Source organism: Fluviicola sp. (assembly GCF_039596355.1).
Lineage (GTDB): Bacteria > Bacteroidota > Bacteroidia > Flavobacteriales_D > Crocinitomicaceae > Fluviicola.
In genome coordinates, this window is the sequence record NZ_JBCNJW010000008.1 from 1 (window position 1) to 25425 (window position 25425).

A 25425-nucleotide genomic window follows, 5' to 3' on the forward strand; every position below is an offset into this window, starting at 1 on the left:
TTTCATTTTAAAACCGAACCGCTGTTCAAGTCTTTCTTTGTAATGTTTCCCGTTGTTTTCGGGGTTGCAAAGGTAATCAAGTTTTTGTTTCTAACAAGTGTTTGTGAAGAAAATTTTAAACTTTTTTTTCAACCTCTCAACTCAATCACCGCTCGTTTGCGGGGTGCAAAGGTAATCAACTTTTCTTTTCTAACAAGCCTTTGTGAAAAATAATTTAATCTTTTTCTAAAACTCTCAACTCGTCAGCCACTCGTTTGCGGGGTGCAAAGATAAAGATCTTTTTTATTTCTCAAAGCTTTTCAAAAACTTTTTTTTGATAACTTTTCTTGATTTCAATCTTTCTTTTCAGAAGTGCTTATCGTTCAAAGCGGGTGCAAAGGTATGCAGTCTTTTTACTTTTCCAAACCTTTTTGAAGATTATTTCTTGTCTTTTTTGATAACGCATTCTTAACACCTTGATAAACTACCTTTTACCGGCTCAAAAAAACGTGTTTATTTTTCTCCTTCCAGGTAAAGCTTTCGCAATTCTGCCACAATCGGGAGGTTTTCAGATGCGAAGAAGTCCAGAGAACGGGCTTCCTTCAGGATGTTTTGAACGTATTCCGGGTTCAATAACACGTATTTTCCTTCGGAAAGAACCAAATTTCCCGAATTATTTCCCTGATCAAAGACGATCATCTTTCCCTTTAAGGATCTGAATCCTTCATGATATACGCTGTACATCTGTAATAAAGCATAGGCCAGGATGTCTTCAGCATCCAATTCCGGCTTGGTCGTATCGTCGAACTGCAGCTCAGAAATCAGTTTTCCCATTCGTTTTTCCAGAACGCGGCGCTCCCCTTTCGGCATACTCTTATATATCGGGCTAAGCTCATTCAAAAAATACCGGTGATTGACATTGAAGCGAACCGCATCTTGTGCCAGTTTTTTTCGGAGTGCTCTGCGCAACCAAAACCGGAGTGCAAACCAGGTCAAAGCAACCAGGATTACTCCCAACACTTTTGCTGGAAAAACCATCCCTCCTATTAATAGGACAGGAATTGCTATTAATAAAAGAATGATCGGTACTAATAATGGAAGAAATCGTTTCATGATCCGGGGATATACACGTTATTTATTACTCTGTTCTCTGAAAACTTTCAATAACCATGGTAGGAGTACGATCAAAATCAATGTTGCTCCCATCATTAAGTAGAAGTTCAGCATGAAGAACGAAGATTTGTCATCGTAATGATCCCAAAGCGAAGCAATCACCCCGCTTAGTTTGTTCCCGATTGAAGTTGAAATGAACCATGCCCCCATCAACAAGGCAGTTAATCGGGCGGGCGACAATTTCGAAACCATCGACAAACCGATCGGTGATAAACACAATTCCCCGACGGTAATTACTCCGTAAGCTGCAAAGAACCACCAGTAACTCGATTTGATCTCCCCGTTTTGAGAAGCATTTGCTGCGGCAACCATCACCAGACAGGACAGACCTGTAATCAGCAAACCCAACACAAACTTAACCGGAATAGCAGGCTCTCTTTTCTTCCGGCGTAAAAACCGGAATATCGCCACAACCAAAGGTGTCAAGGTAATCACCCAAAACGGATTCACGGATTGAAAAATGTTCGTATTAAAGACAACGACCTGATCTCCGTCTTTCAATTTAGAGACGCCTTCGTAGTTTTTGAAGTAATTCGGGTATTGAATGGCTTTTTTGCCTTCTTCCTTTCCATTGACTTTCACCTTGACCTTGCGGAAATGCTCATCCACCACCTGCTCCGGCTTTTTTGACTTCTCGTACGTAATCACATCGGCCAGGTACATGCTTTTCAATCCTCCACGAATTGCTTCGGGCACATCCCGGTTGGTGTAATTATCCGCCCAGGTATTCAACACGGTTCCGTTTTGTTTGAAGATGGCCCAAAAAGGAATCACCGCGATACACACTACCAGGATTGCACTGACAACCCTTCTTTCACTTTTCGGAGAAGAAAACAAGACGTATCCGAAAAAGAAGATTACCGGAATGCAGGCAAACAGGAACGCATCCGTGACATCGTCTTTCACCAGGAACGAATGTTCGTTGGTTTCGGAAGGAACGCCATTGATGAAATAACCGATCGCCGCGAAAATAACGGAAGGAACAATTACAATCAACAAGTCGACCCACCACGCTTTTTCTCCCGGAATGGCTTCCTTCTTTACATCGCCGGAAACATAATGCTTGTTCCCGGAAAGAAAAACCAGTACTCCGACAAACATCCCGATTCCGGCTCCGACGAACGCAACCGAATACCCATATTTGTTAATCAGAAATGCCGAAACGATGTTACACACAAAAGCCCCCACGTTGATTCCCATGTAAAAGATATTGTACCCGTCGTCTTTCTGATCACGGTACGCATCATTATTATAGAGATTTCCCAGGAGGGTCGAAATATTCGGCTTAAACAACCCGTTTCCGGCAATCACCAGGATCATTCCGGAATAGAGCATTTCAAACGAATGCACTCCCATCATGCAATAACCGGTTCCCATGAGCAAACCACCGATCACAATCGGAAGGCGGTACCCCAGCAAACGATCGGCCAGCAAACCACCGATGAACGGAGTAAAGAATACCAAAGCGATAAAGGTTCCGTATAAACTGGCGGATTCTGCTTCGGTCATTTCAAATCCCTGCTTCGCATCTTTCAGATACAGGGTAAAAATCCCGATCATCAGGTAGTACCCGAACCGTTCCCACATTTCGGAAAGGAACAAATACGGAAGTGCTTTCGGATGTTTGCGCTGTTTTGTCATAGTATTTAAATGAAAAAGTCCCGAAGAACGGGACTTGAAAATTAGATTTTCGGTTGAATTATTTTACACCATTCATCATTTTCACCAGCAATTTGCTCAACAGGAACAAGACGATCGCTGATCCTCCTGCCAGGTAAACAAACAGCCAGAAGAATGACTTCAAGTCTGTAATTTTAATTCCGATAAATGATTTCTCTTTATTCACAGCTCTTTTTGCAAACTCGATTTTCTTTTCCTGGATAATCTTTCCGTTTGCTTCAATTGCCGCTTTGTCTTTTTTATCTTTTACTTCAGGAAGCAGGCGGTCAAATTTGATATCTGAGTATTTCACCTCTACTTCTTTTCCTTTGTCGTCTGTCACTTTTACCGTATCTGCCAAAGTAGCTGTCTTCACTTCGTCAGCAAGCAGGTAACATTTGTACGTATCGGTTGTAAACTCTTTTTCCAATGCACGTACTTCTGCACCTTTCAATACCGGATCCGGGTAGAATGAGCTCAGGAATCCTGCAAAGTTGTTTGCCGCTGCAGTACTCAGGAACCATACCCCCATCAACAAGGATGCAAAACGCACCGGAGCCAGTTTGTTTACCATCGAAAGTCCGATTGGCGACAAGAACAATTCCCCGATCGTGTGGATGAAGTACAAACCTGTCAACCAGATAATGCTCACTTTCACTCCCGGCTCCACTCCGTCAACACCGATTGCGATGAATACGTATCCCAAAGCCAGGAAGAATAAACCGTAAGCTTGTTTGTATGGTGATGCCGGTTCCAAACCTCTTTTTGCCAGTTTCGTCCACATAATGGAAATCAGCGGAGCAAGAATAACGATGAATACCGCGTTGAAGCTGTTAAACCAGCTCGCCGGCATGGAGAATCCAAGAATATCGCGGTTTGTCTGCTCAGCAGCGAAGAATGTCAATGAAGCTCCCGCCTGCTCGAATGCCGCCCAGAAGAAGATCACGAAGAACGCAACAATGTAGATTACCCAGATGCGTTGCTTCTCTACTTTATTCAATGATTTATCCGTAATAATGATAAACGGAATCGCGATGGAAATGGCAAAAATGGCTGCCGAAATGTAGTTGTTTACCGTGTCAATAGTCGTTTCATCTTCGGCTGCAAAGACAAAGAGACGCAACACCACCAGTACCAGCATTCCGATCAAAACACCAACATATACGTTGTTTTTGGACTTGGAAACCGGAGCTGCATCGTCTGCTCCTCCCTGTAATGCCAAACGCTGTTTGTTCGGAATTTTCCCGATCGGCTCACCTTCCGGCGTAACCAATACCTTGTCTTTTCTCAATTCGAAGGAAATCACAGAGATAATCATACCGATACAAGCACACAGGAATCCCCATTTAAATGCTCCCGGGATAATCTCATTTGCTTCGTTGTAGCGCTCACCAAGGTAACCACAAATCAACGGTGCAATAAACGCTCCCAGGTTAATTCCCATATAGAAAATCGTATACGCCGCATCTTTACGTTTGTCTGTTTCAGAATACAACTGCCCTACCAATGTAGAGATATTCGGTTTGAAGAACCCGTTACCGAAGATCAGGAATGTCAACCCGACAATCATCAGGATCAGTGCCAGTGAATGGTTGGCGTAGAACGATGCCGATAAGAACATGAATAACTGACCGATCGCCATCATGATCCCCCCCACAAAGATGGATTTTCTGTTTCCCCAGATATTATCTGCGAAATACCCACCGATGATCGGAGTCAAATAAACCAAACTCGTGTAAGAACCATAGATTCCGGAAGCGGTTTCTTTGTTGAACATCAACGCGTTGATCAGGAACAACGTAAACAAGGCACGCATCCCGTAGTACGAGAAACGTTCCCACATTTCTGTCGTGAATAATAAATATAATCCTTTTGGATGTCCTTTCGGAGTCGAATTTTCCATATTTCGATTTAATTTTTAGCGTCGGTGAAAATAGGTAAAAAATGGTTGAATGATTCAGATTGTCTTAATTTTAACGCTTCGAAGATTGCTTAATGACTGATTTAGAGATGCTTTTCGATGCACACACGCATCATTTTGATTCCGGAATGCGGGCAATTGTTCAATGGACGGAAGGCTCCGGGCGCGATTTTCCGCCCCTTTTTTCGTTTGGAATCCACCCGGAAAATGCCCGTTCATTCGACCGCGAAGCGATCAAACAACGCTGCAGCGAACTGGCCCCAAACCCGGGATTTCGGGCTGTGGGAGAAATCGGGCTGGATAACCGCTACGCCACAACCAAAGAACAGGAAGAACTATATATCTTCCAGCTGGAACTCGCTGCCGGATTGCAGAAACCGGTGATTTTACACTGTGTTAATTCCTGGGACCGCTGCCGTTTCCTGCACGAAAAGCACGCTCCGGAAACGACACTTATTTACCACGGATTCAACAAAGCTTCGATCCTGGAATCGGTTTTGAACTACCCGAATGTGTTTATCAGTATCGGCGAATCCGTCAAGAACAACCCAAAACTCCAAAAGAGTGTTGAAGCAATCCCTTCCGACCGGCTTTTACTGGAAACCGATATGGGTTCCGGAGCATTGATCGACACATATCGTGCAGTAGCTGAGATAAAAAGCGTATCTTTGCGCGCCTTGACCGAACTACTGAACCAAAACGCAAAAAGAATTTTTAAAGTATGAGTAAGTGGCTGGAGCGTACAGAGCTGATCCTCGGACCCGATGAAATGAATCGGTTGAAATCTGCTCATGTACTCATTGTAGGGCTTGGAGGAATCGGATCTTTTGCCGGGGAATTTATTGCCCGCGCAGGAGTTGGAACAATGACCATTATCGACGGTGATGCCTTCGATATTACCAATAAAAACAGGCAGCTGACGGCTTTGGATTCCACCATCGGGAAAAACAAAGCGCTGGTTCTGGCTGAACGCATCCGGGATATCAACCCCGAGATTCAACTGAATGTAATCGAAGAATTCGTCCTGCCGGCACGCGTTTGGGAAATCCTGGATGAATACCGCCCCGATTACGTGATGGACTGTATTGACAGTGTGACTCCGAAACTGGAGTGGATCGTTGCCTGCAAAAGCAAGAAGATCAAAGTCATTACCCATTTGGGAGCCGGAGGAAAAACAGATCCGACCCGCGTGCATGTTGCAAAACTGCCCGACAGCCACAACTGTAAACTGGGAGCACACGTCAAAAAACGACTCAAGAAAAAAGGCGTCCGCTTTGAAAAGATCAAATGCGTTTACTCCTCTGAATTACAACAAAAGGAGTCGCTGAAGATGACCGATGGCTCCAATTTCAAACGTTCATTTTACGGAACGGTGAGCTACATGCCGGCTTTGTTCGGACTGATGGGAGCTTCGGAAGTGATCCGCTATCTGACTCAAAAAGAACCATCCCACAAGCGGTAATTCAAAGAAAAAAGTATATTCGCGTACCTCAAATACAAAAAATGAAACTAAATTTCCTGTTCGGCATTGCCGCACTTAGTCTTGCTATTGCTAGTTGCGACATCGATGCGGAACCATTGAATAAAGATCAATCTATTAACGGCGCTGTTTCCGGACACGACTCCCATTCCTTTTCCAATACGGACGAAATCCGCACCAAACACCTGGACCTGGAAATCGACGTGGATTTCGAGAAAAAAACGATTTATGGTGTGGCACGCCACCGCATGGAGCGTTTGAAAGATACCGATACAGCTATTTTCGACATCAACGGTCCGGAAATCCAGAAAGTGACTTTGGGTAAGAAAGGAAACGAGAAAGAAACGGATTTCATCATCGGTGCACCTGAGAAATATTTGGGACAGCCGCTCAGCATCAAGATCGATAAAAACACCGAATACATCAATATCTATTACAAAACAACGGAAAATGCCGGTGCGTTGGACTGGATGGATCCGGAACTGACTGAAGGGAAGAAACATCCGTACCTGTACACTCAAGGACAGGCCATCCTCACACGCACCTGGATTCCGGTACAGGGAACTCCTGCAAACCGCATTACCTACACAGCTGATGTAACTGTTCCTGCAGAATTGATGGCTGTAATGAGTGCTTCCAATCCGAAAGAGAGAAACCCGGAAGGAAAGTACCATTTCGAGATGAAACAACCCATCCCGGTTTACCTGATCGCTTTGGCGGTAGGAAACCTGGAATACAAATCTTTGGGTGAAAACTGTGGTATTTACACCGAACCGGAAATGATCGACGATGCCGTTTGGGAATTTGTAGATCTTCCGAAAATGATTCACGCTGCTGAAAACCTTTATGGTCCATACCAGTGGGAACAATACGATGTGATTGTACTTCCTTACTCTTTCCCGTTTGGCGGAATGGAAAATCCGCGCCTGACCTTTGCCAATCCAACACTGATTGCCGGAGACAGAAGCGCTGTTTCGGTACTGGCACATGAGCTGGCACACTCCTGGTCCGGAAACCTCGTAACCAACGCAAGCTGGAATGATTTCTGGCTGAACGAAGGATTTACGGTTTATTTCGAGAACCGTATCATGGAGGAATTGTACGGAAAAGAGGTGGCCGACATGCTTGCATTGATTGAATTCCAGGAGTTGCAATCAGAGCTGGAAAGCCTGAGCGAAGAAGACACGCATTTAAAACTGGAACTGAAAAAACGCAACCCGGACGACGGAATGACTTCTGTTGCTTATGTAAAAGGGGCCTTTTTCCTGAAAACCCTGGAGCGCGATTTCGGAAGACAACGTTTTGATACCTTCCTGAAAAAGTACTTCAAAGACCATGCATTCCAAACATTGACTACGGAACAATTCAAAAAATACCTGAACGACAACCTGATCAGTCAGACCAACATCAAATTCAACGTTGACGAATGGCTCTACAAGCCGGGATTACCGAAAAATTGCTTCGCGATCTCGTCTCCACGCTTTGAAAAGATCCAGAAACTGGCACGCGATTTTGCCAACGGGAAAGACATTTTCAAGAAACCGGCAAAGAAAAAAGGAAAGAAACAACTTCCTGCTTTGAAGCGCGATCAGTATGTTCCGCAAGAATGGCAAGCGTTTATCCGTGCTTTGCCTAAGAAAATGGATCCGAAACGTTTGGCACTGATCGACGAGAAACTAGGATTCAGCAAATGGGGAAATGCCGAAGTAGCAACGGAATGGTACGTTTTGGCAATCAATTCGAACTATACAGAAATCCGTCCTCAGATCGAAGCCTTTATTTCCCGCGTTGGTCGCAGAAAGTTCCTGTTGCCGATCTATACGGCATTGCACGATAATCCTTCCAGCCGTTCATGGGGTATGGAAGTATACAAAAAAGTGAGAAACAACTATCACCCCGTTTCAATCATGACCTTGGACGACCTGCTGGATTACACTTCCTGAACAAACATTACAAAACCATCATATCGAAATCCCTTGAGCGTTGCTTGAGGGATTTTTTTGTGCGTCTTTTTCCGGGAAAAGGATGAAAATTCCGGTTTCCGTTGCCTATTCGCGATATTACGTACACCCCTTTGTTTATCTGCTATTCAGCACTGATTTTTCGCAACTCTCCTCTCCCCCGTTTTCAAATAATTCCATTTTCACAACGAATAATCAAAAGCTCCTGTCACCTTCTAAAACGACTCTTCATCTTCTCTCACAAGCGTTCATCTTTGGCAGAACAAACAACAACAATTATGTCACGCTTCATCGTTTTCCTTACCATTGCTTCCAGCATCCTCGCGACCATCTTCGCGTGCTCAGGCAATAAAATCATTTCTGTCGACCCTAAATTCCGCAAATGGGTTTCCGGTTACACTTCCGGTATCATTTCCAATTCCGATCACATTGAAATCGAGTTGAAAGACCAGCTCGACTCAACCAAAATTGCGGCATTGGGAATGAAGTCCCGAATGGACGAAAAGATCCTCAAAGAGATCATCGAGATCAGTCCGGCAATTGAAGCCGACTTTGAATGGACGAATTTCCGCACCATTGCCATTATTCCCAAAAAACCGCTCAGCTCCAACCAAATCTACACCGTGAGCCTGGAACTGGATGAAATCATGGAAGTGGAACGCGGCTACGAAGAATTCAACTTCCAGTTTGCCACCAAACCACAAAAAATCACCGTTTCCGAACCCTCGTTGATCGAATACGATTCCTACAACCTCGAGTGGTATTCCCTGCGCGGCGAAGTGTCCATGACGGACTATTTCGACACCACCAAACTGAAAGAAGTGATCTCGGTGAAATACGAAGGTGTTTCGCGCAAAGTGCGCTTTGAAGAAAGCTACGGCTCCAATGAATACGTTTTTATCGTAGACAGCATCAAACGTTCAGTCAAAGAATCAACCGTTGCAATCGAATGGAACGGAGACCCTATCGCGTCTTTCTCAAATGGTTCGACCAGCGTCAGAGTTCCTGCACTCGGAGATTTCGGACTCAGCTCCTTCAATGTGAATGACGACGATGATCAAAGCGTGCGTCTCACCTTCTCAGAACCGCTCTCCGGCAACCAGGATCTGAACGGATTGATCGATCTGCAAGGAGTGAGCGGAGAAACTTTTTCCATTTACTACAACGAAGTCACGGTTTTCATTCCGAACCGCGTCGAAGGAACCTATACAATCAAAGTGAACCCGGGAATTAAAAACATCAAAGACTACCCGATGCTGCAGGGATGCGAGCGTTCGCTGGTCTTTTCACCTTCCAAACCCAAAGTACGCATTACCGGAAGCGGTTCCATCCTGCCGGATTCCAAAGGATTGATTTTCCCGTTTGAAACCATCGGGCTGAAATCTGCCACCATCCGCATCATTAAAATCTATGAAGAAAACGTACATCATTTCCTACAGGTCAACGATTTGAACGAGTCCGAAGCCATTTTCCGTTTCGGGAAGAAAATTGCAGAAAAGAACATTTCCCTCGGCGTGAAAAAAGAAGACAAAAGCGAATGGGTTTCCCACGTACTCGACCTCGAAAAGTGGATCCGCCCGGAACCGGGAGCGATTTACCGGATTTCGATCAAATTCGAACAGAAAGACACGTATTGCGACTGCCCTGCTCCGGATGAAGACGGAGAGGAAAGCACAGAAACCGCAAGCACACAGAACGACGACTGGTCTGAACGTCCGTGGCATTTGGACGACTGGGACGACGGATACGAAGATTGGGGCGGTTACAACTCCGAATCACCGTGCAGCTCAGATTATTACTACGGGAAAGCCGTTTCGCGCAATATTCTTGCTTCCAACATCGGGGTGATTTACAAACTGGATGCGAAAAAAGAAGCACACGTTTTCCTTACCGACATGATCACCACGCAGCCCATTCCGAATGCTTCCGTGACGTTCTATGACTTCACTAAACAGGTCATTGCTTCCGGAACAACAAACGCAGAAGGAATGTATACCAAAACATTGTCTGAAAAACCCTTTTTACTCATCGCGAAATCCGGCAAACAACGTGGTTATCTGAAAGTCAGTGACGGACATGCCAACATGCTTTCCGAATTCGATGTGGAAGGCGAAGAAGTACAAAACGGACTGAAAGGCTATATCTATGCCGAGCGCGGCGTGTGGAGACCGGGAGATTCGATCTACGTCAACTTCGTGTTACGTGATTATGAGCAAAAACTTCCTGCCAACCACCCGGTAACTTTCACATTGACGGATCCGTCCGGGTATGAAACAGCCAAAATCACGCGTTCGACAGGTATCAACGGACATTACGATTTCCGCACAGCAACGCGTTCCGATGCCAAAACGGGAATTTACACCGCACGAATCGTGGTCGGTTCGCGGGAATTCACCAAGTACCTGAAAGTGGAAACCGTGAAGCCAAACCGTTTAAAAATCAAGCTCAACGTTCCGAAAGGAGCGAATCCGGACAGTTTGTTGTCCCTCGAATCGTATTGGCTGCACGGAGCACCTGCCAAAAACCTGCGTGCCACGGTCGATGTCGAATACCAATCTACCAAAACAGTCATTCCGGGCTATCCGCGTTTCGAATTCGACTCCCCGATCCGGAAAATGAACTCCGACAAGAATACCTTGTTTGACGACGACCTGGATGCAAACGGAAAAGCACAGTTCAAGCAGGAAACATCGAATCTATCACATGCTTCCGGAATGCTGAATGCGATTTACACCATGCGTGTTTTCGAACAAAGCGGAAACTTCTCCATCGACCGGTTTTCACAGCTTTATTCACCCTACAAACAATATGTCGGGTTGCGGATTCCGGATTTGGAAGCTGACAACTCCCTGATTTCAGGTAAAAAACATACGTTCGACGTAGTCCTGGTCAATCCGGCGGGAGAACTATTGAAAAAGCCATCCAAAATCCGGGTGAAAATCTACCGCATGGAATGGCGTTGGTGGTACGAAAGCGGAGATGACGACCTAGGGAATTTCATGGCACGAAACGGGAATATGATCGTATACGATTCCTTGCTGAATGGTTCTTCAGGAAAAACTGCCTTTACATTCGGATTGAAAGAAAATGATTACGGTCGTTTCCTGATTACTGTAACGGACGAAGAAGGATTCCACCAGGCAGGAAAAATCGTTTCAATCGATGTGCCGTACTGGAGTCGCGGAAACCAGCAAAACAACGAATATGCTTCCATGCTGAACTTTTCGACCGATAAAAAGTCCTATGTAAAAGGCGAAACGGTCAAATTAAGCATTCCTTCCCCGGCATCAGGCAAAGCATTGATTTCGGTGGAAACACGTACGAGAATCGTGAAGAAATTCTGGGTGAATACCGTGAAAGGCGAAACAACCTGTTCGTTCCAAACCACGGAAGACATGGCTCCGAATGCGTATGTACATGTCAGCCTCATTCAGCCGCACAGCGCCACTACCAACGATTTACCGATCCGCATGTACGGAATCGTTCCGATCCTGGTCGACGATCCTGCAACGCATTTGCACCCGGAAATTCATGTAGCGAAAGAATGGCGTCCGGAATCCACGGCAAAAATCACGGTGAGCGAACAATCCGGTAAAGGAATGACATACACCGTGGCAGTGGTCGATGAAGGGTTATTGGATCTGACACGCTTCACCACACCAAATCCCTGGAATACATTCTATGCCAAAGAAGCGCTCGGAATCAAAACCTGGGACATGTACAATGCCGTGATCGGTGCTTATTCCGGGAAACTGAATCGCTTGCTCAGTATTGGTGGTGACGGCTCTGCTGATGATGGAGCCGGGCCGAAAGCCAACCGCTTCAAGCCAATGGTACACTTCCTGGGGCCGTTTGTACTCCCTGCGGGCTCTTCCAAAACACACCAGATCGAACTTCCGACCTACATTGGTTCCGTACGGGTTATGGTGGTTGCACACGCTGCTACCGCGTTCGGAAATGCGGAAGAAACCGTGACGATCAAAAAACCGCTGATGGTACTCGGAACACTTCCCCGCGTCATCGGGCCAACCGAAACAATCCACCTTCCGGTAAACGTCTTCGCGATGAAAGACAACATCCGCAACGTCGATGTACAGGTGAGCAGCAATGACTTATTAACTGTCAGCGGAGCGCGAAGCCAGGGCTTGAAATTCACCGGAGAAGGCGAACAGCTTGCAGCTTTCGAACTGAAAGTAGCGAATCGAATCGGGATTGCGAAGGTCAAGATCCTCGCAAAATCCGGAAATGAAACCGCCGTGCAGGAATTTGAGGTCGATGTGCGCAGCCCGAACCCGGAAGTAATGGAAAGTGAAACCAAAGAAATCGAACCGGGCGGTTCCATCAGTTTTACGATGGACCAGGACGGAATCTCCGGCTCTCACTCCTATTCACTGGAAACAAGCCAATTCAGTTCCATGAACCTGAGCGGACGCATGTCACAGCTCATCAACTATCCGCACGGATGCATCGAGCAAACCACTTCGGCGGTCTTCCCGCAACTCTTCGCCATGGACATCATGCAGTTCAGCGAAAAGGAAAAAGCGGTGATGACTGCCAATATCAAAGCGGCCTTATTGCGCTACCAGAGCTTCCAGCAATATGAAGGCGGTTTTGCTTACTGGCCCGGAAACCGGGAAGCCAGCGACTGGGGATCGAACTACGCAGGCCATTTCATGATCGAAGCGGAACAACACGGATTCACACTTCCGAGTAATTTGAAAGCCCGTTGGCTCGAATACCAGAAAAACCAGGCAAACAACTGGTCGGCAGATTCCTACTCGGGCTATTACAGCCACGGGGAAGAATCCAATCAGCTGATTCAGGCTTATCGCTTGTACACGCTTGCGCTGGCCGGAAAACCGGAACTCGGAGCCATGAACCGCCTGAAGGAACGTTCCAATCTGGGCGTAACTTCCAAGTGGAGACTTGCAGCAGCTTATTACCTTGCAGGCCAGAAAGACCTCGCAAAACAACTAACACGAAACCTGAGTTTCGTTCCGGCAGACTACCGTGAGTATGCGTATTCCTACGGTTCCACACTGCGTGATAAGGCGATGAACCTCGAAGCAGGTTTGCTGATCGCGTCCAAATCGACGGAACAGCTGGAAAAGGAAATTGCCGGAGTATTGAAATCCGATCAGTGGCTGAGCACACAGGAAGCCGGGTACTGTATCCTGGCGCTCACCAGCGGCAATGTGAAAAATGGCGGCGCGCTGCAATTTGAAGTCAACTCGGAAAAGATGACTTCAAGTAAACGCATGGTCACCAAAAACTATTCCGATGCCGACGGAAGTACACTCAAAAAGCTGACTGTGAAGAACACTTCTCCGAAGAAAATCTTTGTGACTTTCTGTACACGGAAAGTACCGCAGATCGGCAAAGAAAAACGTGTTCGCAGCAACCTGGTGATGGACATCGCTTACACGAATCTCAATGGTGTAACGATCGACCCGTCGAAAATCATGCAGGGAACCGATTTCGTGATGAAAGTTACGATCAAAAACCCGACGAAAGACCAGTTCTACCGTGAAATGGCTCTAAACCAGCTTATGCCGAGCGGTTGGGAAATCCACAATACACGGCTTTACGACGAAGACAATACGCCGAATGTCGATTACCAGGATTACCGCGACGACCGGGTATACAGTTATTTCAAACTGGCCCCGAACGAAACGAAAGTCTTTCAGATTCAGCTCAACGCGTCATACCTGGGTCGTTTCTACCTGCCGGCAGTGTTTGCCGAAGCCATGTACGATCATTCGGTCAATGCCCAGGAAAAAGGGCGCTGGGTGGAAGTCACTAAAATCATAAAACAACCCAAATCATCCTAAACACAATCAGGGCCTGCGGATCAAAATCCGCAGGCTTTTTCTTTTAATTGGAATTAGTTTGGGGCATAAGCATTACTCACCTTTTCAAAATACAATCCTGTTTATTTTACCGCAAATGCGCAAATGCCTGAGGCGCTTACCTGTCGCCTCTTTATACGGTTTAGAAGCGAGACCAGTCTGTCCCGACTTTTCCGGAGTAGGCGAGCTCTTAATCTGTGCATCGTTCGACTGAGCTCACGCCGAAGTCTGCGGGAAAAACAAAAATAGGTGCCAATTGTGATTCATTCGCGATCCATCGCGTCCCAAACTAAAAAATGTGAATCATTATCTTATGTACGCTTAATTTCGTAACTTATGCTCAAATAAAGCGCCGTGAAAAGTTTAAACGATTGGTTTGCAGAATATTCGGTCAGTCATCAAAATCCGACCAATAAAAAGATTCACTTTATCTGTGTTCCTGCTATTTTTTTCTCGGTGGTCGGACTTCTAATGAGTATTCCCACGACCTGGCTTGAAGACCTTGTCGGGACAGAACAGTTTTTGTTTGTCAATTGGGCAGTTGTTGCTTTAATTCCGGTGCTGTTTTTTTACATCCGCCTGTCGCTCAGAATGGCATTTTTCATCCTGATTTTTTCCATTCTCTGCCTGATTGGGAATTTCTATCTGGCCAAATTCGCGCCGCTTTGGATCAGCTCATTAATTATTTTCGCAGCAGCCTGGATCGGACAGTTTTACGGGCACCAGGTAGAAGGAAAAAAACCTTCTTTCTTCAAAGATCTCCAGTTCCTGCTGATCGGTCCGGCATGGATTTTAAACCACCTTCTGAAAGCGAAAAACTAATCATTCCGGTTGATTTCCCCGACTTCTTTGCAGCCAAAAGCCGCCTGATTTCTCATGCAAAAAATTTTGCTTCCAAAAACACACGGACATTAAAATACCATTAAAATGGTATTAGAGGTAGAAAAGAACTACCCTGAAAACATTAGAATCACATTAAAATGGGATTAGATTATACCCTGACAAAATGATAACACCCCTCGAATACTGCGAAATAGGTATTGTTGATCCATTAGAAAAACGATCTCTTTGCGTACTTTATTTTCACAGATCCAAAAAAGAATGCGTCAACTATTAATTGCAACTTTTTCGCTGCTATGCGTAAGTTCTTATGCTCAGGTCTTAACCAAAGAAGATTCCTTGTCAGCCGGCCTGATTGCTTCAAACAATTCAACGGTACTATCAGGTTATGGAAGTTTTAATTACTCCAAAAACCTGACCCTCAAGCAATCTATTGCCAACATCGACCGGATCGTCTTGTTTATCGGACACAAATTCAACAAACGCATTGCGTTGTTTACCGAGATGGAATTAGAAGACGCACGGGTTGAAGCCGGAAAATTAAACGGAAGTTTCTCCCTGGAGCAGGCATTCATCAAGTTCAATATAGACCGGAACAATTATATTATTTCGGGATTGTTCATTCCACGAATCGGGATTATCAACGAAAACCACCTTCCCACGACGTTCAACGGAAACTACCGTCCGTATGTAGAAACCTTCATTATTCCTTCTACCTGGAGAGAAATCGGGGTAGGTTACTATGGTTCTACAGACCGCATCCCGGGATTAAACTACTCTGCCGCACTGATTACCGGTTTGAGCAGTGCCGGATTCAGAAACGGAACAGGAATTGAAGGCGGACAACTTGGAGGAAGTTTGGCAACAACAAATTCACTGGCCGTAACCGGAGCATTGCTGTATTATCACGGAAATTTCCGTACACAGGTTTCCGGTTATTTCGGAGGTTCTGCAGGTTTGAAACCATACGAAGCAGACAGTTTACGCCTGCAGTCCGGAGCATTCGGAACGCCGGTAGGTTTGGTGGAAGCCAACACGCAATATCACGGAAAACGCCTGGGAGTGAAAGCATTGGCCGCATGGGTAGATATCCCGCGCGCAAACGACATCAACCGCGCTTATGCGAACAACACGCCTGAGCAGATGTTCGGTGCATATCTCGATGTTTCCTACGCTTTCATCAAAAAAGGAGAAAAAACATTCCGCGGATTTGCCCGATATGAATACCTGAACATGAATGCAAAACTGCCCCAAAACGGGATTGTAAACAAAACATTGGATCAACAGTATTTGATTGCGGGTCTGAGCTACAACCCGATTCACGGGGTGATGATCAAAGTCGAATACACTTACCGCTTAACCGGTGAGATTAACCCGGCACTGATCGTTACACCATACCCGATCGGGCAGCCTTACTTTACTACACAGCACTTTATCAATTTGGGAATCGGTTACAGTTTCTAACATCAAGTATCATGGATTTAGATCGCAGAGCGTTTATTCGGAAATCATGCCTGGCCTGTGCCTCCATTGCAGGAATCGGGGTTCTTTCGACATTGGTGCAGTCCTGTTCGCCATTGGTATCACTCAAAGTGACACCAGAACAGGGATTCCTGAACGTACCGCTCAGTCATTTCACAGAAACGAACAAACTGGTTCTGTTGAAAAACTACGAAGCACTCGATTTTGACATCGCAGTAGTACAACTTGCAGGAAACCAATACAAGGCTTTCCAGATGCAGTGTACTCATGTAGCCAATAACCCATTGGTCGCAACCAAGAACGGATTTTTCTGCAACACACACGGAAGCGCGTTCGGGTTCGACGGACAGGTGACGAATTCGCCTGCAAAAAGACCGCTGAAAGAATATCAGCTGGAAATTACCTCGGAAATAATAAAAGTCAAACTATGAAATATTCGTCAATCATTGTTTCAGCGTTGATGCTGACTTCAATAACTACTAGCTGCAAGAAGGAAGGATGTACAGATCCTTCAGCAACCAACTACAACAAAAAAGCAAAGAAAGATAACGGTTCCTGTGAATACGTTGCTGATAATAAAGAAATCCTGAAAGCTGTCGGAACAAATGTAATCATCGCAACATACGGTGATTTGGCACTTAATACCAGCAGCTTGTACGATGCAATCAACGATTTTATCACGACTCCATCTGCTGCAGGTTTGGATAACTGCCGTAACCTGTGGAAATCTTCCCGTTCTGCATGGGAACGCTCAGAAGGATTCCTGTTCGGACCGGTTGCTACAGATGAAATCGACCCGCGTATTGATACCTGGCCGGTAGATTACAATGCCATGGAAACATTGCTTTCCGGTTCTACGGACTTTACAGTTGATGCAAACATCGACGCACTGGATGACGCATTGAAAGGATTCCACCCGATTGAATACATGCTGTGGGGAACTAACGGAACAAAAACATACTCTGACTTCACTGCACGTGAAAAAGAATACCTGAAAGCATTGGCTAAAAACGTGAAAAAGCTGACTGCTGATTTGGTTCAGGGATGGGACGCAAACGTTTCCGGTTCTTTCTACGCTTCTTTCACAGCTCCGGGTTCAGGAAACACATTCTACCCTACTGTAAAATCTGCATTTGAAGAATTGGTAAACAGTATTGCCGGAATTTGTGACGAGGTTGCAAACGGGAAAATCAGCGAGCCTTTCGTGCAGCACGATCCAAGCCTGGAAGAGTCTCCGTTCTCTCAAAACTCTATCAAAGACTTCACCAACAACATCCGCAGTATCGAGAATATCTATTTGGGTAAATACGCTTCTGACGGACAAGGTTTGGAAGATTTGGTAAGAAAAAACAACTTGTCACTGGATAACACCATCAAGACAAAAATCAGCAACGCCATTACCAAACTGGAAGCAATTACAGATCCATTCGGAACAGCGATCACTTCCCAGGCTACCCTGGTTCAGAACGCAATCGACGCGATCAATGACCTGAAAAGCACCCTGGAAGGCGACCTGCTTTCTTATGTTCAACAATACGTTACAAATTAATCGAAATCATGCATAAAAAGTCAGTTATCTCCACACTGATTGTCGTTTTAACGCTATCATCCTGTCGAAAAGCAGAAATTTCTGCAGTTGAAGACCAGGATTGGTATGCGGGTGGTACTCAGACAGTTTTTATTTCCGGAGTCGGGGCATATAGTCAGCCGCTTCCGGGACTTACCGACTGGTACTCCAAGATTCACGACGTGGGTGATCTGGCTTTCGGAGCAACATTTGTCAGCGCCCCAGCCCCTAAAAACCAGGGGCTGGGTCCTGTTTTCAATCACGTTTCCTGTGTTTCCTGTCACATCAATGACGGAAGAGGAAAAGCACCGAACGAAGGAGCAAACCAGAATTTAATGCCGCTCTTGCTCCGCTTGAGTATTGCGGGAGAAAATGAGCACGGCGGACCGGTTCCTGCTCCGCTATACGGTGGACAGCTGCAAACCCGCGCTATTTTCGGGAAAGTACCGGAAGCAACCATTGATGTGAGCTATACTTACATTACGGAAACATTTGCAGACGGAGAAACTTACGAACTGCGGATTCCTTCCTTTGTGATCCAAAACATGTATGCCGGGCCGGTTGCAGGAATGATGACCTCTCCGCGTATGGCTCCGCCGGTTTTCGGAATGGGACTCCTGGAAGCCATTCCGGATGCAACCATCCTTTCCTTTGAAGACCCGTTTGATGCCAACGGAGATGGAATCTCCGGACGTGCAAACTATGTGTGGAACATTAAGGAAAACCGGAAAACCCTCGGCCGTTTCGGATGGAAAGCAAACAATCCTTCGGTTTTACAACAGGTGGCTGCCGCGTACAACGAAGATATCGGGATCACCAATTTCCTGTTTCCGCAAGAATCTTCTTACGGACAAACGCAATACACGTATTATTACGATCAGCACGATTTATCGGACAGTTTGGTATATGCGGCGACGTTCTATACGAAAACACTGGCGGTTCCTGCACGAAGAAATATCAAGGATCCGGAGGTGGTGCGCGGAAAACAAATCTTTTTTGATGCAAAGTGTACGTCCTGCCACGTACCGAAGCACCGCACAGGTGTCAACGTTTCCTTCGCTCCGCTTTCCAACCAGTTAATTTTCCCGTATACCGATTTGTTACTTCACGATATGGGCACAGGTTTGGCGGATAATCGCCCGGATTGGCTTGCCAGCGGTGTGGAATGGCGTACTCCGCCACTTTGGGGAATCGGGTTAACGGAAGTAGTGAACGGACACAGTAATTTCCTGCACGACGGAAGAGCACGCAGCCTCATGGAAGCCATTATGTGGCACGGAGGTGAAGGAGCCGCTTCCAAGCAATATGTTAAGAATCTACCGAAAACAGATCGGGATGCCCTGATCAAATTCTTAAAATCCTTGTAGACCAACCTCATGAAGCGTCTTCCTTTCCATATCGGATTTTGCTTACTGACCTGCTGCTTCTTTCATCTAAACCTGCAGGCCGCACCGGTCGATATTTTCGATCAGAGTGTCTTGCATGAAATCCGGATTACTACTACGGTAACGGATTGGTACGAGGTGATGCTGCAAAACTACCAGGATGCACAAAACGGAGGAAGCAATAAATTCATCAAGGCAGACACAAAAATCGACGGCGAACTCCTGGAGAAAGTCGGTTTCAGAATGCGGGGAAACTATTCCAACACGGGATTTCCGGGTAAAAAAAAGCCCTTCCGACTCGATTTTGACAAATACATCGATAACCGTTTGTTCCAGGGACTGGAAAAACTCAATCTGAACAACCTGGCGGGCGATCCTTCTTTTTTGCGGGAAATCGTTTCATACAACCTGATGAGATACATCGGGGTAAAAGCTTCCCGCTGTTCGTTCTGCCGTTTGTATATCAACGACGTTTACTGGGGTTGTTACCTGATTTTGGAAGAACCGGATGAGCATTTTGTACGCCGGAATTTTAACGTGGAGCGCTTCACCTTGATTGAAAACAAAGGAAATACCCTGTTGAATTACAAGGGAAGTTTACCCACTGATTACCCGGAATTCGGGGTGCAGTATTCGGATATGAGCGATGAATGGCAGCATTATGATGAGTTCATCCGATCCATTCACGTACCGCATACCATCGAATATGCTTCCGGAATGCAGGAACATTTTCAGTTGGACACGTATTTCAAAATCCTGGCAACCGATGCCTTTATTTCGAATTACGATTCTTATGCAACGAACAGAAGGAATTTCTTTCTGCTCAACGACGAACAAACAGGCAAAGTCAACTGGATTCCCTACGACTACAACATGACATTCTGGAACGTGCATTTTCCGCCGTTTCCAAGCTTAAGAGGAACAACCTACATGGCTCCGCTTGTCTGGAACCTGCACGAAAACGAATACCTGAAAAAAGATTACCTGCAAACATTTTGCGGTTTGATCTCCAATGAATTCAAGTCGTTTCCGCTTGAAACCACGTGCAAAAACACATTTAACCTCATTCAACAGGCTGTTTTGGAAGACACGCTGAAGTTTTATTCCAGTGAAGATTTCATCCAGAACCAGTCGAAAAACGTGAATGTGACGTTCAAACTGGACGGGAGCAATGTGCTGGTCAATCTGCCGGCCGTTGTCAAACATTTCAATCTGCGCATGAACCAGATGAAATACCTGATCAACCAGGAAGGCGTAAACTGTGAACAGATCAATACAGACGAACTGGCCGTTGAAGCCTACCCCAACCCGGTGGATAACCTGCTGAAGATTACCTTCCCCGGATTGGCAGACGAATCGGAACAAGTGACCGTTGCTGTTTACTCGATCCAGGGAACATTGGTTCAACATACCGGGTTTGATTCCGTTTCCGATCTCTCAGAGCTGGAAATGGGCGAACTCGAAGCCGGAAATTACTGGGTGCGGATTACCCAGGGAGTCCGGACAAAAACAATTTCTATCATTAAACACTAACAAAAATGACACATAAAGCTACAACATCACTACTACTGACGATCCTGCTACTGTTTTTTCATTCGAATGGATTTTCTCAGTGGCAGACTTACCAATCCGGCATTCCGGACGATCTGAAAACCATGCACTTCACCGATTGTTCTACCGGATGGGTTGCAGGGAAAAGAGGTTACATGCGCAAAACAACAGACTCCGGCGTAAACTGGACGACTCTGAATACCGGAACGACCAAAACGATCAACAAAGTATTCTTCATTGATGCTGCTACCGGCTGGTTTGTCGGAAAAGACGGAATCATCAAAAAAACAACCGACGGCGGTACCAACTGGACAACTCAAACTTCCGGTACAAGCCACGAACTGAATGCGGTTTATTTCGTTGATTCCAACACCGGTTTCGTTGTCGGAGACGATGGAATTGTATTGAAAACAACAGACGGAGGGTCTACCTGGGCTGTTTCTTCCTATACCTACGGCGAAGAATTGAGCGCGGTGATTTTGCTTTCGGCTACAACGGCATACATTTCGGGAAAAGAAGGCATCCTGCTGAAAACAACGGATGGCGGAGCAAACTGGACGCTGATCAATACCAATTCCGAGGAAACACTGGAAAGCCTGGCTTACTCCAACGGATTCATCCTTGCCTGCTCCAAAGAAGGACAAGTAACCAGAGTTTCTTCTTCCGACGTGGTGACACACATTCAATCCGGAACGTCCAAAGATTTGAATGCGATTCACTTTATTCACGGGACACAGGTTGGCTGGGTAGTGGGCGAAGAAGGTCGCGCATACTACAGCGTAAACGGCGGAACCAGCTGGACTGTCAAAAATATTTCTACCAGCAGTGAATTGATCGCTGTGCAGTTTTTAACGACTACTTGCGGGTACGCTGCAGATGAAGACGGACGTGTGTACCGCTTCTCAGGAGGAACTGTTTCCGTTGACGAAGCAACAGCTGAAAACGTGGTTCTTTACCCGAATCCGGTAACTGACCGCCTGTTTATCCAAAACAGCAGCAACCTGGAATCGATTACCATTTACAGCACTACAGGACAACTGATTCAAACGATTTCCGTTTCCGGGAACAACCTCATTGAAGCAGATCTTTCGGAACTGAAAAGCGGAACCTACCTGATTCACCTGAAAACAGCATCTGGTACGAGCATTCAAAACATCGTGAAACAATGATCAAATGGATAGCCCTGTTGTTTTCGGGAATGATTCTTTCCGCAACAACGCATTCGGATGAAATTTTGGCACAACTGCAGAAACAGTCTACGAAAGAAAACAAACTGATCATGGTTCATTTCACCGGTTCCGACTGGTGTGCCAGCTGTAAAGTTTTCCAGCAGGAAGTCATGAGTACCGAACAGGTAAAAGCAGAAGTTCAATCGAATTTCATTTACTACAAATCGGATTATACGCTGCGGAAAAAGATGACCGCTGAGGAGCAGAAACGCCACGACTTTTTGATGGAAAAACTCAATTACGAGGGAACTTACCCCTTGATCGTGATCTGTGATAAGGATTTCAATCCTTTGAAAAGCATCCAGCGGACAAAACTTCCGCAGGAATTCCTGGAATTCGTGAAACCTTATTATCCTGCAAAATGAAACGCGTTTATTCGAAGTCCATTCCTTCCATGACTTCTCATCTCGATATCAACGTGATATTGGATGAGCAGGACGCTCACCGGGCAGAAAGCCTGTTTGAAGCCGGTTATGCAGAAGCAGATCGCCTGATTGCGATTATTTCGGCGTGGCAGGAAGGAACGGATTTGTATCGCGTCAACCAGCAGGCGGGAATTGGTCCGGTGAAAGTAGATTTGGATCTGTTCAACCTGATCAAGCGCTCGTTCTGGCTTTCGGATGTCACCGGAGGCTTGTTCGATGTCACATTTGCGTCTTTAGACAAAATCTGGTATTTCGACCGCCCAATGGAAACTTTTCCGACCGATCAGCAGATCAAAAATTCGGTGAAGCATATCAATTACCGGTTCATCGAGCTGGATGATGAAGCTCAAACCGTTTTCATCCGGAACAAAGGAACCAAAATCGAACTGGGAGCCACCGGGAAAGGATTCATTGCCAAAGCGATGATGAACAAACTGAAAGCGCTCGGTACAGCTTCTGGTCTGATCAATGCCGGCGGTGATTTGGTTTGCTGGGGTTTGAATGAAAAAGATCAACCCTGGAACATCGGAATTGTGGATCCGAACACGAAAAAAGATTACATCGCTTTTATCCCGGTGGTAGACAAAGCAGTCGCTACCTCCGGATGCTACGAGCGTTTTATCATGCATAACAACAAACGGTATTCGCACATCATCCACCCCAAAACGGGCTACCCCGTAGAAGGATTACTGAGTGTGACGGTGATCAGCAACGACTGTGAACTGAGCGATGCCATTGCAACAACCTTATTTTTAATGGGGAAAGAAAAAGCCATTGAATTTGCGGAATCATTCGCAGATATCTCTTACATCATCATGGATGAAAACGAAAAGCTGTTCTTTTCCGAAAACCTTGCTATTAAAAATGTTGAAACGAAATAAGAAAACGGTGGTTTTTGCCGCCCTCATTTTGACTACTACGTCGTGTACGATTGTCAAGCCATATCAAATGGAATATTTGAACCAGAAAGACATGGAAACCAACGATTCTCAGGTCATGAAACTGGAAAACGAAGCGGAAACCTATCGCGAAGGCGCTGCCGGAGGCGGTGGAGGTAAAACCGGTGGTGGCTGTGGTTGCAATTAAATGATTGTTATCGCAACGGATGATTTGAAATTTTTCTGAATGGCACATTCGTTCAAAGGGTTCAAAAAGTAAAAAAGGTTCAAGATTGAACTCTTTCAATATGTTGAACTTTTGAACATCCCTGGAAATTTCATTCGATCCGAAAAAGCAACGTCACCCGATTTTAGTACAGACTTAAACATATCAAAATGGAACTGATACTTTTTATAAATAACCTTTTTATCCCGGCAAACCTCGTTTATGGGTTCTTGCTCTCAGGGATTTTCCTGATTGCGTCCGCTTTTCGTTTGTTTGCACAAGACAAACCGACCACCAAGGTGCACCGTCCAACCAAACTGGACCTGACTTCCAGCTATTACGGTCAAACCGGTGAACACAGTGCCATCGACGGAGGAATCGGAAGCCAGAAATTGAACAGCTTTACGCAGGAATTGAGCGTTTACGTTCCCGTGAAATCCAAATCCGGATTCACACTTTCCGGTGGAGTGGATCATTACACATCGGCGTCATTACTGCGCATCGATAAATACCCGACGGCTGCCAGCTCAGGTGTGAGTGGCGTGAGCGGAGACGAAACCCGTTCCTATGCAACCATTGCAATCGATTTTGCCAACCTGAAACACAAATGGCTGATTTCTCCTTACATCGGGTTTTCTACGGAATACGATGTGAACTCCTTCAACTCCGGTTTGAGCTGGTCGAAAGAATTGTTCAAGGTTAATCCGGACACCAAACAAGTAAACAAAGTTGGGAATTACAAATTATCCCTGGGCTTCACCCGAGACCGCTGGATGGTGGTTCGTCCGGGAGAATTCCGCAATGTGGTTTACGGGAAAAACCTGATTCCTGTAACCGGAACATACAATTCAGGAGCTTCCGGAACTACCGGTAACGGAAACGGCGGTGTGTACGAAAGCGGTGCAAGTGCATCCGGAAGTGGCAGTGGCAGCGGAAGCGGAAATGGTAGCGGCGGAAGCAGCAGCACAGGAAGCGGAGGCAGTGAGACCGGAAGTGGCAGCGGAGGTGAATACACCTACACGTATTACGTTCCGGACAGCGTTGACCGCGTGATCAATGACGGCTACAGCGGAAAAATGATCACGAAAGACGGGAAACAATACCCGCAGGACTGGCGTTATTCCATCAACCTGAACAATGGAGTAGATTTGATCATCAACCGGAAAACGATTATCGCAACCGGAGTGGATGCGGTACTACAACTAGGATTACTTTCGACTTCATTTCACCGGGTTTATTTCAACGACGGTGTATCGGATGAATTTTACAAGGAAGTGCGGATCGAAAACCTGCCACGTCAGCGTTTTAAGCTCATTCCATATTTCCGGATGAATCATTATGTGAACAAGAATATCGTTCTGCGCGGGTATGTACGGACTTATTTCGACACCTGGGGAATCAACGCACTGACCGTACAGGTAGAACCGGCATTCACGCTGGGAAGACACGTCGTGTTTTCACCGGATTACCGTTTCCACATCCAGTCGAAAAGCGTTTATTTCAAAGGATATGGCGAGCACGAATTGACAGATCGTTATTACACCAGTGATTACGATTTATCGGGCTTGAATGCGCACCGGATCGGGGCAAGTCTGCGTTTCACCAACCTGGATGATTTCCTGAAGATTCAGAATGAAACAAAAGACAAAGCTGTTGTGAGACTCCCGACCTTTGCGCTGCGCTACGGATATTACAAGCGTTCGGACGGTTTGGAATTCCATTCGATCACGGGTGTGATCTCGTTTGAGTTCTAAGAGAATATTACGAATTATAAGCTAAAAAGCAGGCTTCGACTCTGCTCAGCCTGCTTGTTTGTTTCC

The 25425-nt window shown here is 45.9% G+C and carries 19 protein-coding genes; 16 read left to right on the forward strand and 3 right to left on the reverse strand.

Annotated elements, in window-relative coordinates:
* Positions 1–213 (forward strand): hypothetical protein (locus ABDV94_RS14240; protein WP_343747871.1); only part of this gene is annotated, 213 nt, incomplete at its 5' end.
* A 279-nt stretch (positions 214–492) separates the two neighbouring features.
* Here ABDV94_RS14240 and ABDV94_RS14245 read toward each other — a convergent pair.
* The 3 genes from ABDV94_RS14245 to ABDV94_RS14255 form a co-directional block, all read right to left on the reverse strand.
* A complete protein-coding gene (locus ABDV94_RS14245; protein WP_343747872.1) occupies positions 493–1017 on the reverse strand; it encodes a hypothetical protein in 525 nt (174 codons plus the stop codon).
* Positions 1018–1110: 93 nt separating this feature from the next.
* The gene (locus ABDV94_RS14250; protein ID WP_343747873.1) at positions 1111–2793 is read right to left on the reverse strand and encodes a peptide MFS transporter; all 1683 of its coding nucleotides are present in this window, start codon (positions 2791–2793) and stop codon (positions 1111–1113) included.
* 58 nt (positions 2794–2851) lie between these two features.
* Positions 2852–4714: a peptide MFS transporter gene (locus tag ABDV94_RS14255; RefSeq protein ID WP_343747874.1), complete on the reverse strand. Its 1863-nt coding sequence runs from the start codon at positions 4712–4714 to the stop codon at positions 2852–2854.
* A 92-nt stretch (positions 4715–4806) separates the two neighbouring features.
* Between ABDV94_RS14255 and ABDV94_RS14260 the strand changes: the two genes are divergently transcribed.
* The 15 genes from ABDV94_RS14260 to ABDV94_RS14330 all read left to right on the forward strand — a co-directional run bounded on the left by ABDV94_RS14260 (position 4807) and on the right by ABDV94_RS14330 (position 25359).
* On the forward strand, positions 4807–5457 hold the full coding sequence (locus ABDV94_RS14260; protein WP_343747875.1) for a TatD family hydrolase: 651 nt from the start codon (positions 4807–4809) through the stop codon (positions 5455–5457).
* On the forward strand, positions 5454–6194 hold the full coding sequence (locus tag ABDV94_RS14265; protein WP_343747876.1) for a tRNA threonylcarbamoyladenosine dehydratase: 741 nt from the start codon (positions 5454–5456) through the stop codon (positions 6192–6194). The genes ABDV94_RS14260 and ABDV94_RS14265 overlap by 4 nt, the downstream gene beginning before the upstream one ends.
* A gap of 41 nt (positions 6195–6235) precedes the next feature.
* Positions 6236–8155 carry a M1 family metallopeptidase gene (locus ABDV94_RS14270; RefSeq protein ID WP_343747877.1) on the forward strand — a complete coding sequence of 640 codons (1920 nt, stop codon included), beginning with the start codon at positions 6236–6238 and terminating at the stop codon, positions 8153–8155.
* 296 nt (positions 8156–8451) lie between these two features.
* A complete protein-coding gene (locus ABDV94_RS14275) occupies positions 8452–14004 on the forward strand; it encodes an MG2 domain-containing protein (protein ID WP_343747878.1) in 5553 nt (1850 codons plus the stop codon).
* 372 nt (positions 14005–14376) lie between these two features.
* The gene (locus ABDV94_RS14280) at positions 14377–14844 is read left to right on the forward strand and encodes an Mpo1-like protein (protein WP_343747879.1); all 468 of its coding nucleotides are present in this window, start codon (positions 14377–14379) and stop codon (positions 14842–14844) included.
* 279 nt (positions 14845–15123) lie between these two features.
* Complete coding sequence (locus ABDV94_RS14285) at positions 15124–16326, forward strand: hypothetical protein (protein ID WP_343747880.1); 1203 nt, start codon at positions 15124–15126, stop codon at positions 16324–16326.
* Between the two features lie 11 nt (positions 16327–16337).
* Positions 16338–16775: a Rieske (2Fe-2S) protein gene (locus tag ABDV94_RS14290; RefSeq protein WP_343747881.1), complete on the forward strand. Its 438-nt coding sequence runs from the start codon at positions 16338–16340 to the stop codon at positions 16773–16775.
* Positions 16772–17893 (forward strand): imelysin family protein, encoded by a 1122-nt coding sequence (locus tag ABDV94_RS14295; RefSeq protein ID WP_343747882.1) that lies wholly within the window; start codon positions 16772–16774, stop codon positions 17891–17893. Before ABDV94_RS14290 ends, ABDV94_RS14295 begins: the two co-directional genes overlap by 4 nt.
* Before the next feature lie 8 nt (positions 17894–17901).
* Positions 17902–19278, forward strand: coding sequence for a di-heme oxidoredictase family protein (locus ABDV94_RS14300; RefSeq protein ID WP_343747883.1), 1377 nt, complete (start codon positions 17902–17904; stop codon positions 19276–19278).
* Between the two features lie 9 nt (positions 19279–19287).
* The gene (locus ABDV94_RS14305; RefSeq protein WP_343747884.1) at positions 19288–20829 is read left to right on the forward strand and encodes a CotH kinase family protein; all 1542 of its coding nucleotides are present in this window, start codon (positions 19288–19290) and stop codon (positions 20827–20829) included.
* Between the two features lie 5 nt (positions 20830–20834).
* Entirely contained in the window at positions 20835–22016 is a 1182-nt protein-coding gene (locus ABDV94_RS14310) for a YCF48-related protein (RefSeq protein WP_343747885.1), read from the forward strand.
* Positions 22013–22441, forward strand: coding sequence for a thioredoxin family protein (locus ABDV94_RS14315; RefSeq protein ID WP_343747886.1), 429 nt, complete (start codon positions 22013–22015; stop codon positions 22439–22441). Before ABDV94_RS14310 ends, ABDV94_RS14315 begins: the two co-directional genes overlap by 4 nt.
* Positions 22438–23382, forward strand: a complete 945-nt coding sequence (locus ABDV94_RS14320) for an FAD:protein FMN transferase (protein WP_343747887.1) — start codon at positions 22438–22440, stop codon at positions 23380–23382. Before ABDV94_RS14315 ends, ABDV94_RS14320 begins: the two co-directional genes overlap by 4 nt.
* Positions 23366–23587, forward strand: a complete 222-nt coding sequence (locus ABDV94_RS14325; RefSeq protein WP_343747888.1) for a DUF4266 domain-containing protein — start codon at positions 23366–23368, stop codon at positions 23585–23587. Before ABDV94_RS14320 ends, ABDV94_RS14325 begins: the two co-directional genes overlap by 17 nt.
* A 188-nt stretch (positions 23588–23775) precedes the next feature.
* Positions 23776–25359, forward strand: coding sequence for a DUF3570 domain-containing protein (locus ABDV94_RS14330; RefSeq protein WP_343747889.1), 1584 nt, complete (start codon positions 23776–23778; stop codon positions 25357–25359).
* The last annotated feature ends 66 nt before the right edge of the window (positions 25360–25425 follow it).

What these genes read in the sequence shown, in the direction of transcription:
- ABDV94_RS14245 (WP_343747872.1), bottom strand. Translation starts at nt 1,017, where the DNA reads ATGGTTTTTCCAGCAAAAGTGTTGGGAGTAATCCTGGTTGCTTTGACC.
- ABDV94_RS14250 (WP_343747873.1), bottom strand. Translation starts at nt 2,793, where the DNA reads ATGACAAAACAGCGCAAACATCCGAAAGCACTTCCGTATTTGTTCCTT.
- ABDV94_RS14255 (WP_343747874.1), bottom strand. Translation starts at nt 4,714, where the DNA reads ATGGAAAATTCGACTCCGAAAGGACATCCAAAAGGATTATATTTATTA.
- ABDV94_RS14260 (WP_343747875.1), top strand. Translation starts at nt 4,807, where the DNA reads ATGACTGATTTAGAGATGCTTTTCGATGCACACACGCATCATTTTGAT.
- ABDV94_RS14265 (WP_343747876.1), top strand. Translation starts at nt 5,454, where the DNA reads ATGAGTAAGTGGCTGGAGCGTACAGAGCTGATCCTCGGACCCGATGAA.
- ABDV94_RS14270 (WP_343747877.1), top strand. Translation starts at nt 6,236, where the DNA reads ATGAAACTAAATTTCCTGTTCGGCATTGCCGCACTTAGTCTTGCTATT.
- ABDV94_RS14275 (WP_343747878.1), top strand. Translation starts at nt 8,452, where the DNA reads ATGTCACGCTTCATCGTTTTCCTTACCATTGCTTCCAGCATCCTCGCG.
- ABDV94_RS14285 (WP_343747880.1), top strand. Translation starts at nt 15,124, where the DNA reads ATGCGTCAACTATTAATTGCAACTTTTTCGCTGCTATGCGTAAGTTCT.
- ABDV94_RS14290 (WP_343747881.1), top strand. Translation starts at nt 16,338, where the DNA reads ATGGATTTAGATCGCAGAGCGTTTATTCGGAAATCATGCCTGGCCTGT.
- ABDV94_RS14295 (WP_343747882.1), top strand. Translation starts at nt 16,772, where the DNA reads ATGAAATATTCGTCAATCATTGTTTCAGCGTTGATGCTGACTTCAATA.
- ABDV94_RS14300 (WP_343747883.1), top strand. Translation starts at nt 17,902, where the DNA reads ATGCATAAAAAGTCAGTTATCTCCACACTGATTGTCGTTTTAACGCTA.
- ABDV94_RS14305 (WP_343747884.1), top strand. Translation starts at nt 19,288, where the DNA reads ATGAAGCGTCTTCCTTTCCATATCGGATTTTGCTTACTGACCTGCTGC.
- ABDV94_RS14310 (WP_343747885.1), top strand. Translation starts at nt 20,835, where the DNA reads ATGACACATAAAGCTACAACATCACTACTACTGACGATCCTGCTACTG.
- ABDV94_RS14315 (WP_343747886.1), top strand. Translation starts at nt 22,013, where the DNA reads ATGATCAAATGGATAGCCCTGTTGTTTTCGGGAATGATTCTTTCCGCA.
- ABDV94_RS14320 (WP_343747887.1), top strand. Translation starts at nt 22,438, where the DNA reads ATGAAACGCGTTTATTCGAAGTCCATTCCTTCCATGACTTCTCATCTC.
- ABDV94_RS14325 (WP_343747888.1), top strand. Translation starts at nt 23,366, where the DNA reads ATGTTGAAACGAAATAAGAAAACGGTGGTTTTTGCCGCCCTCATTTTG.
- ABDV94_RS14330 (WP_343747889.1), top strand. Translation starts at nt 23,776, where the DNA reads ATGGAACTGATACTTTTTATAAATAACCTTTTTATCCCGGCAAACCTC.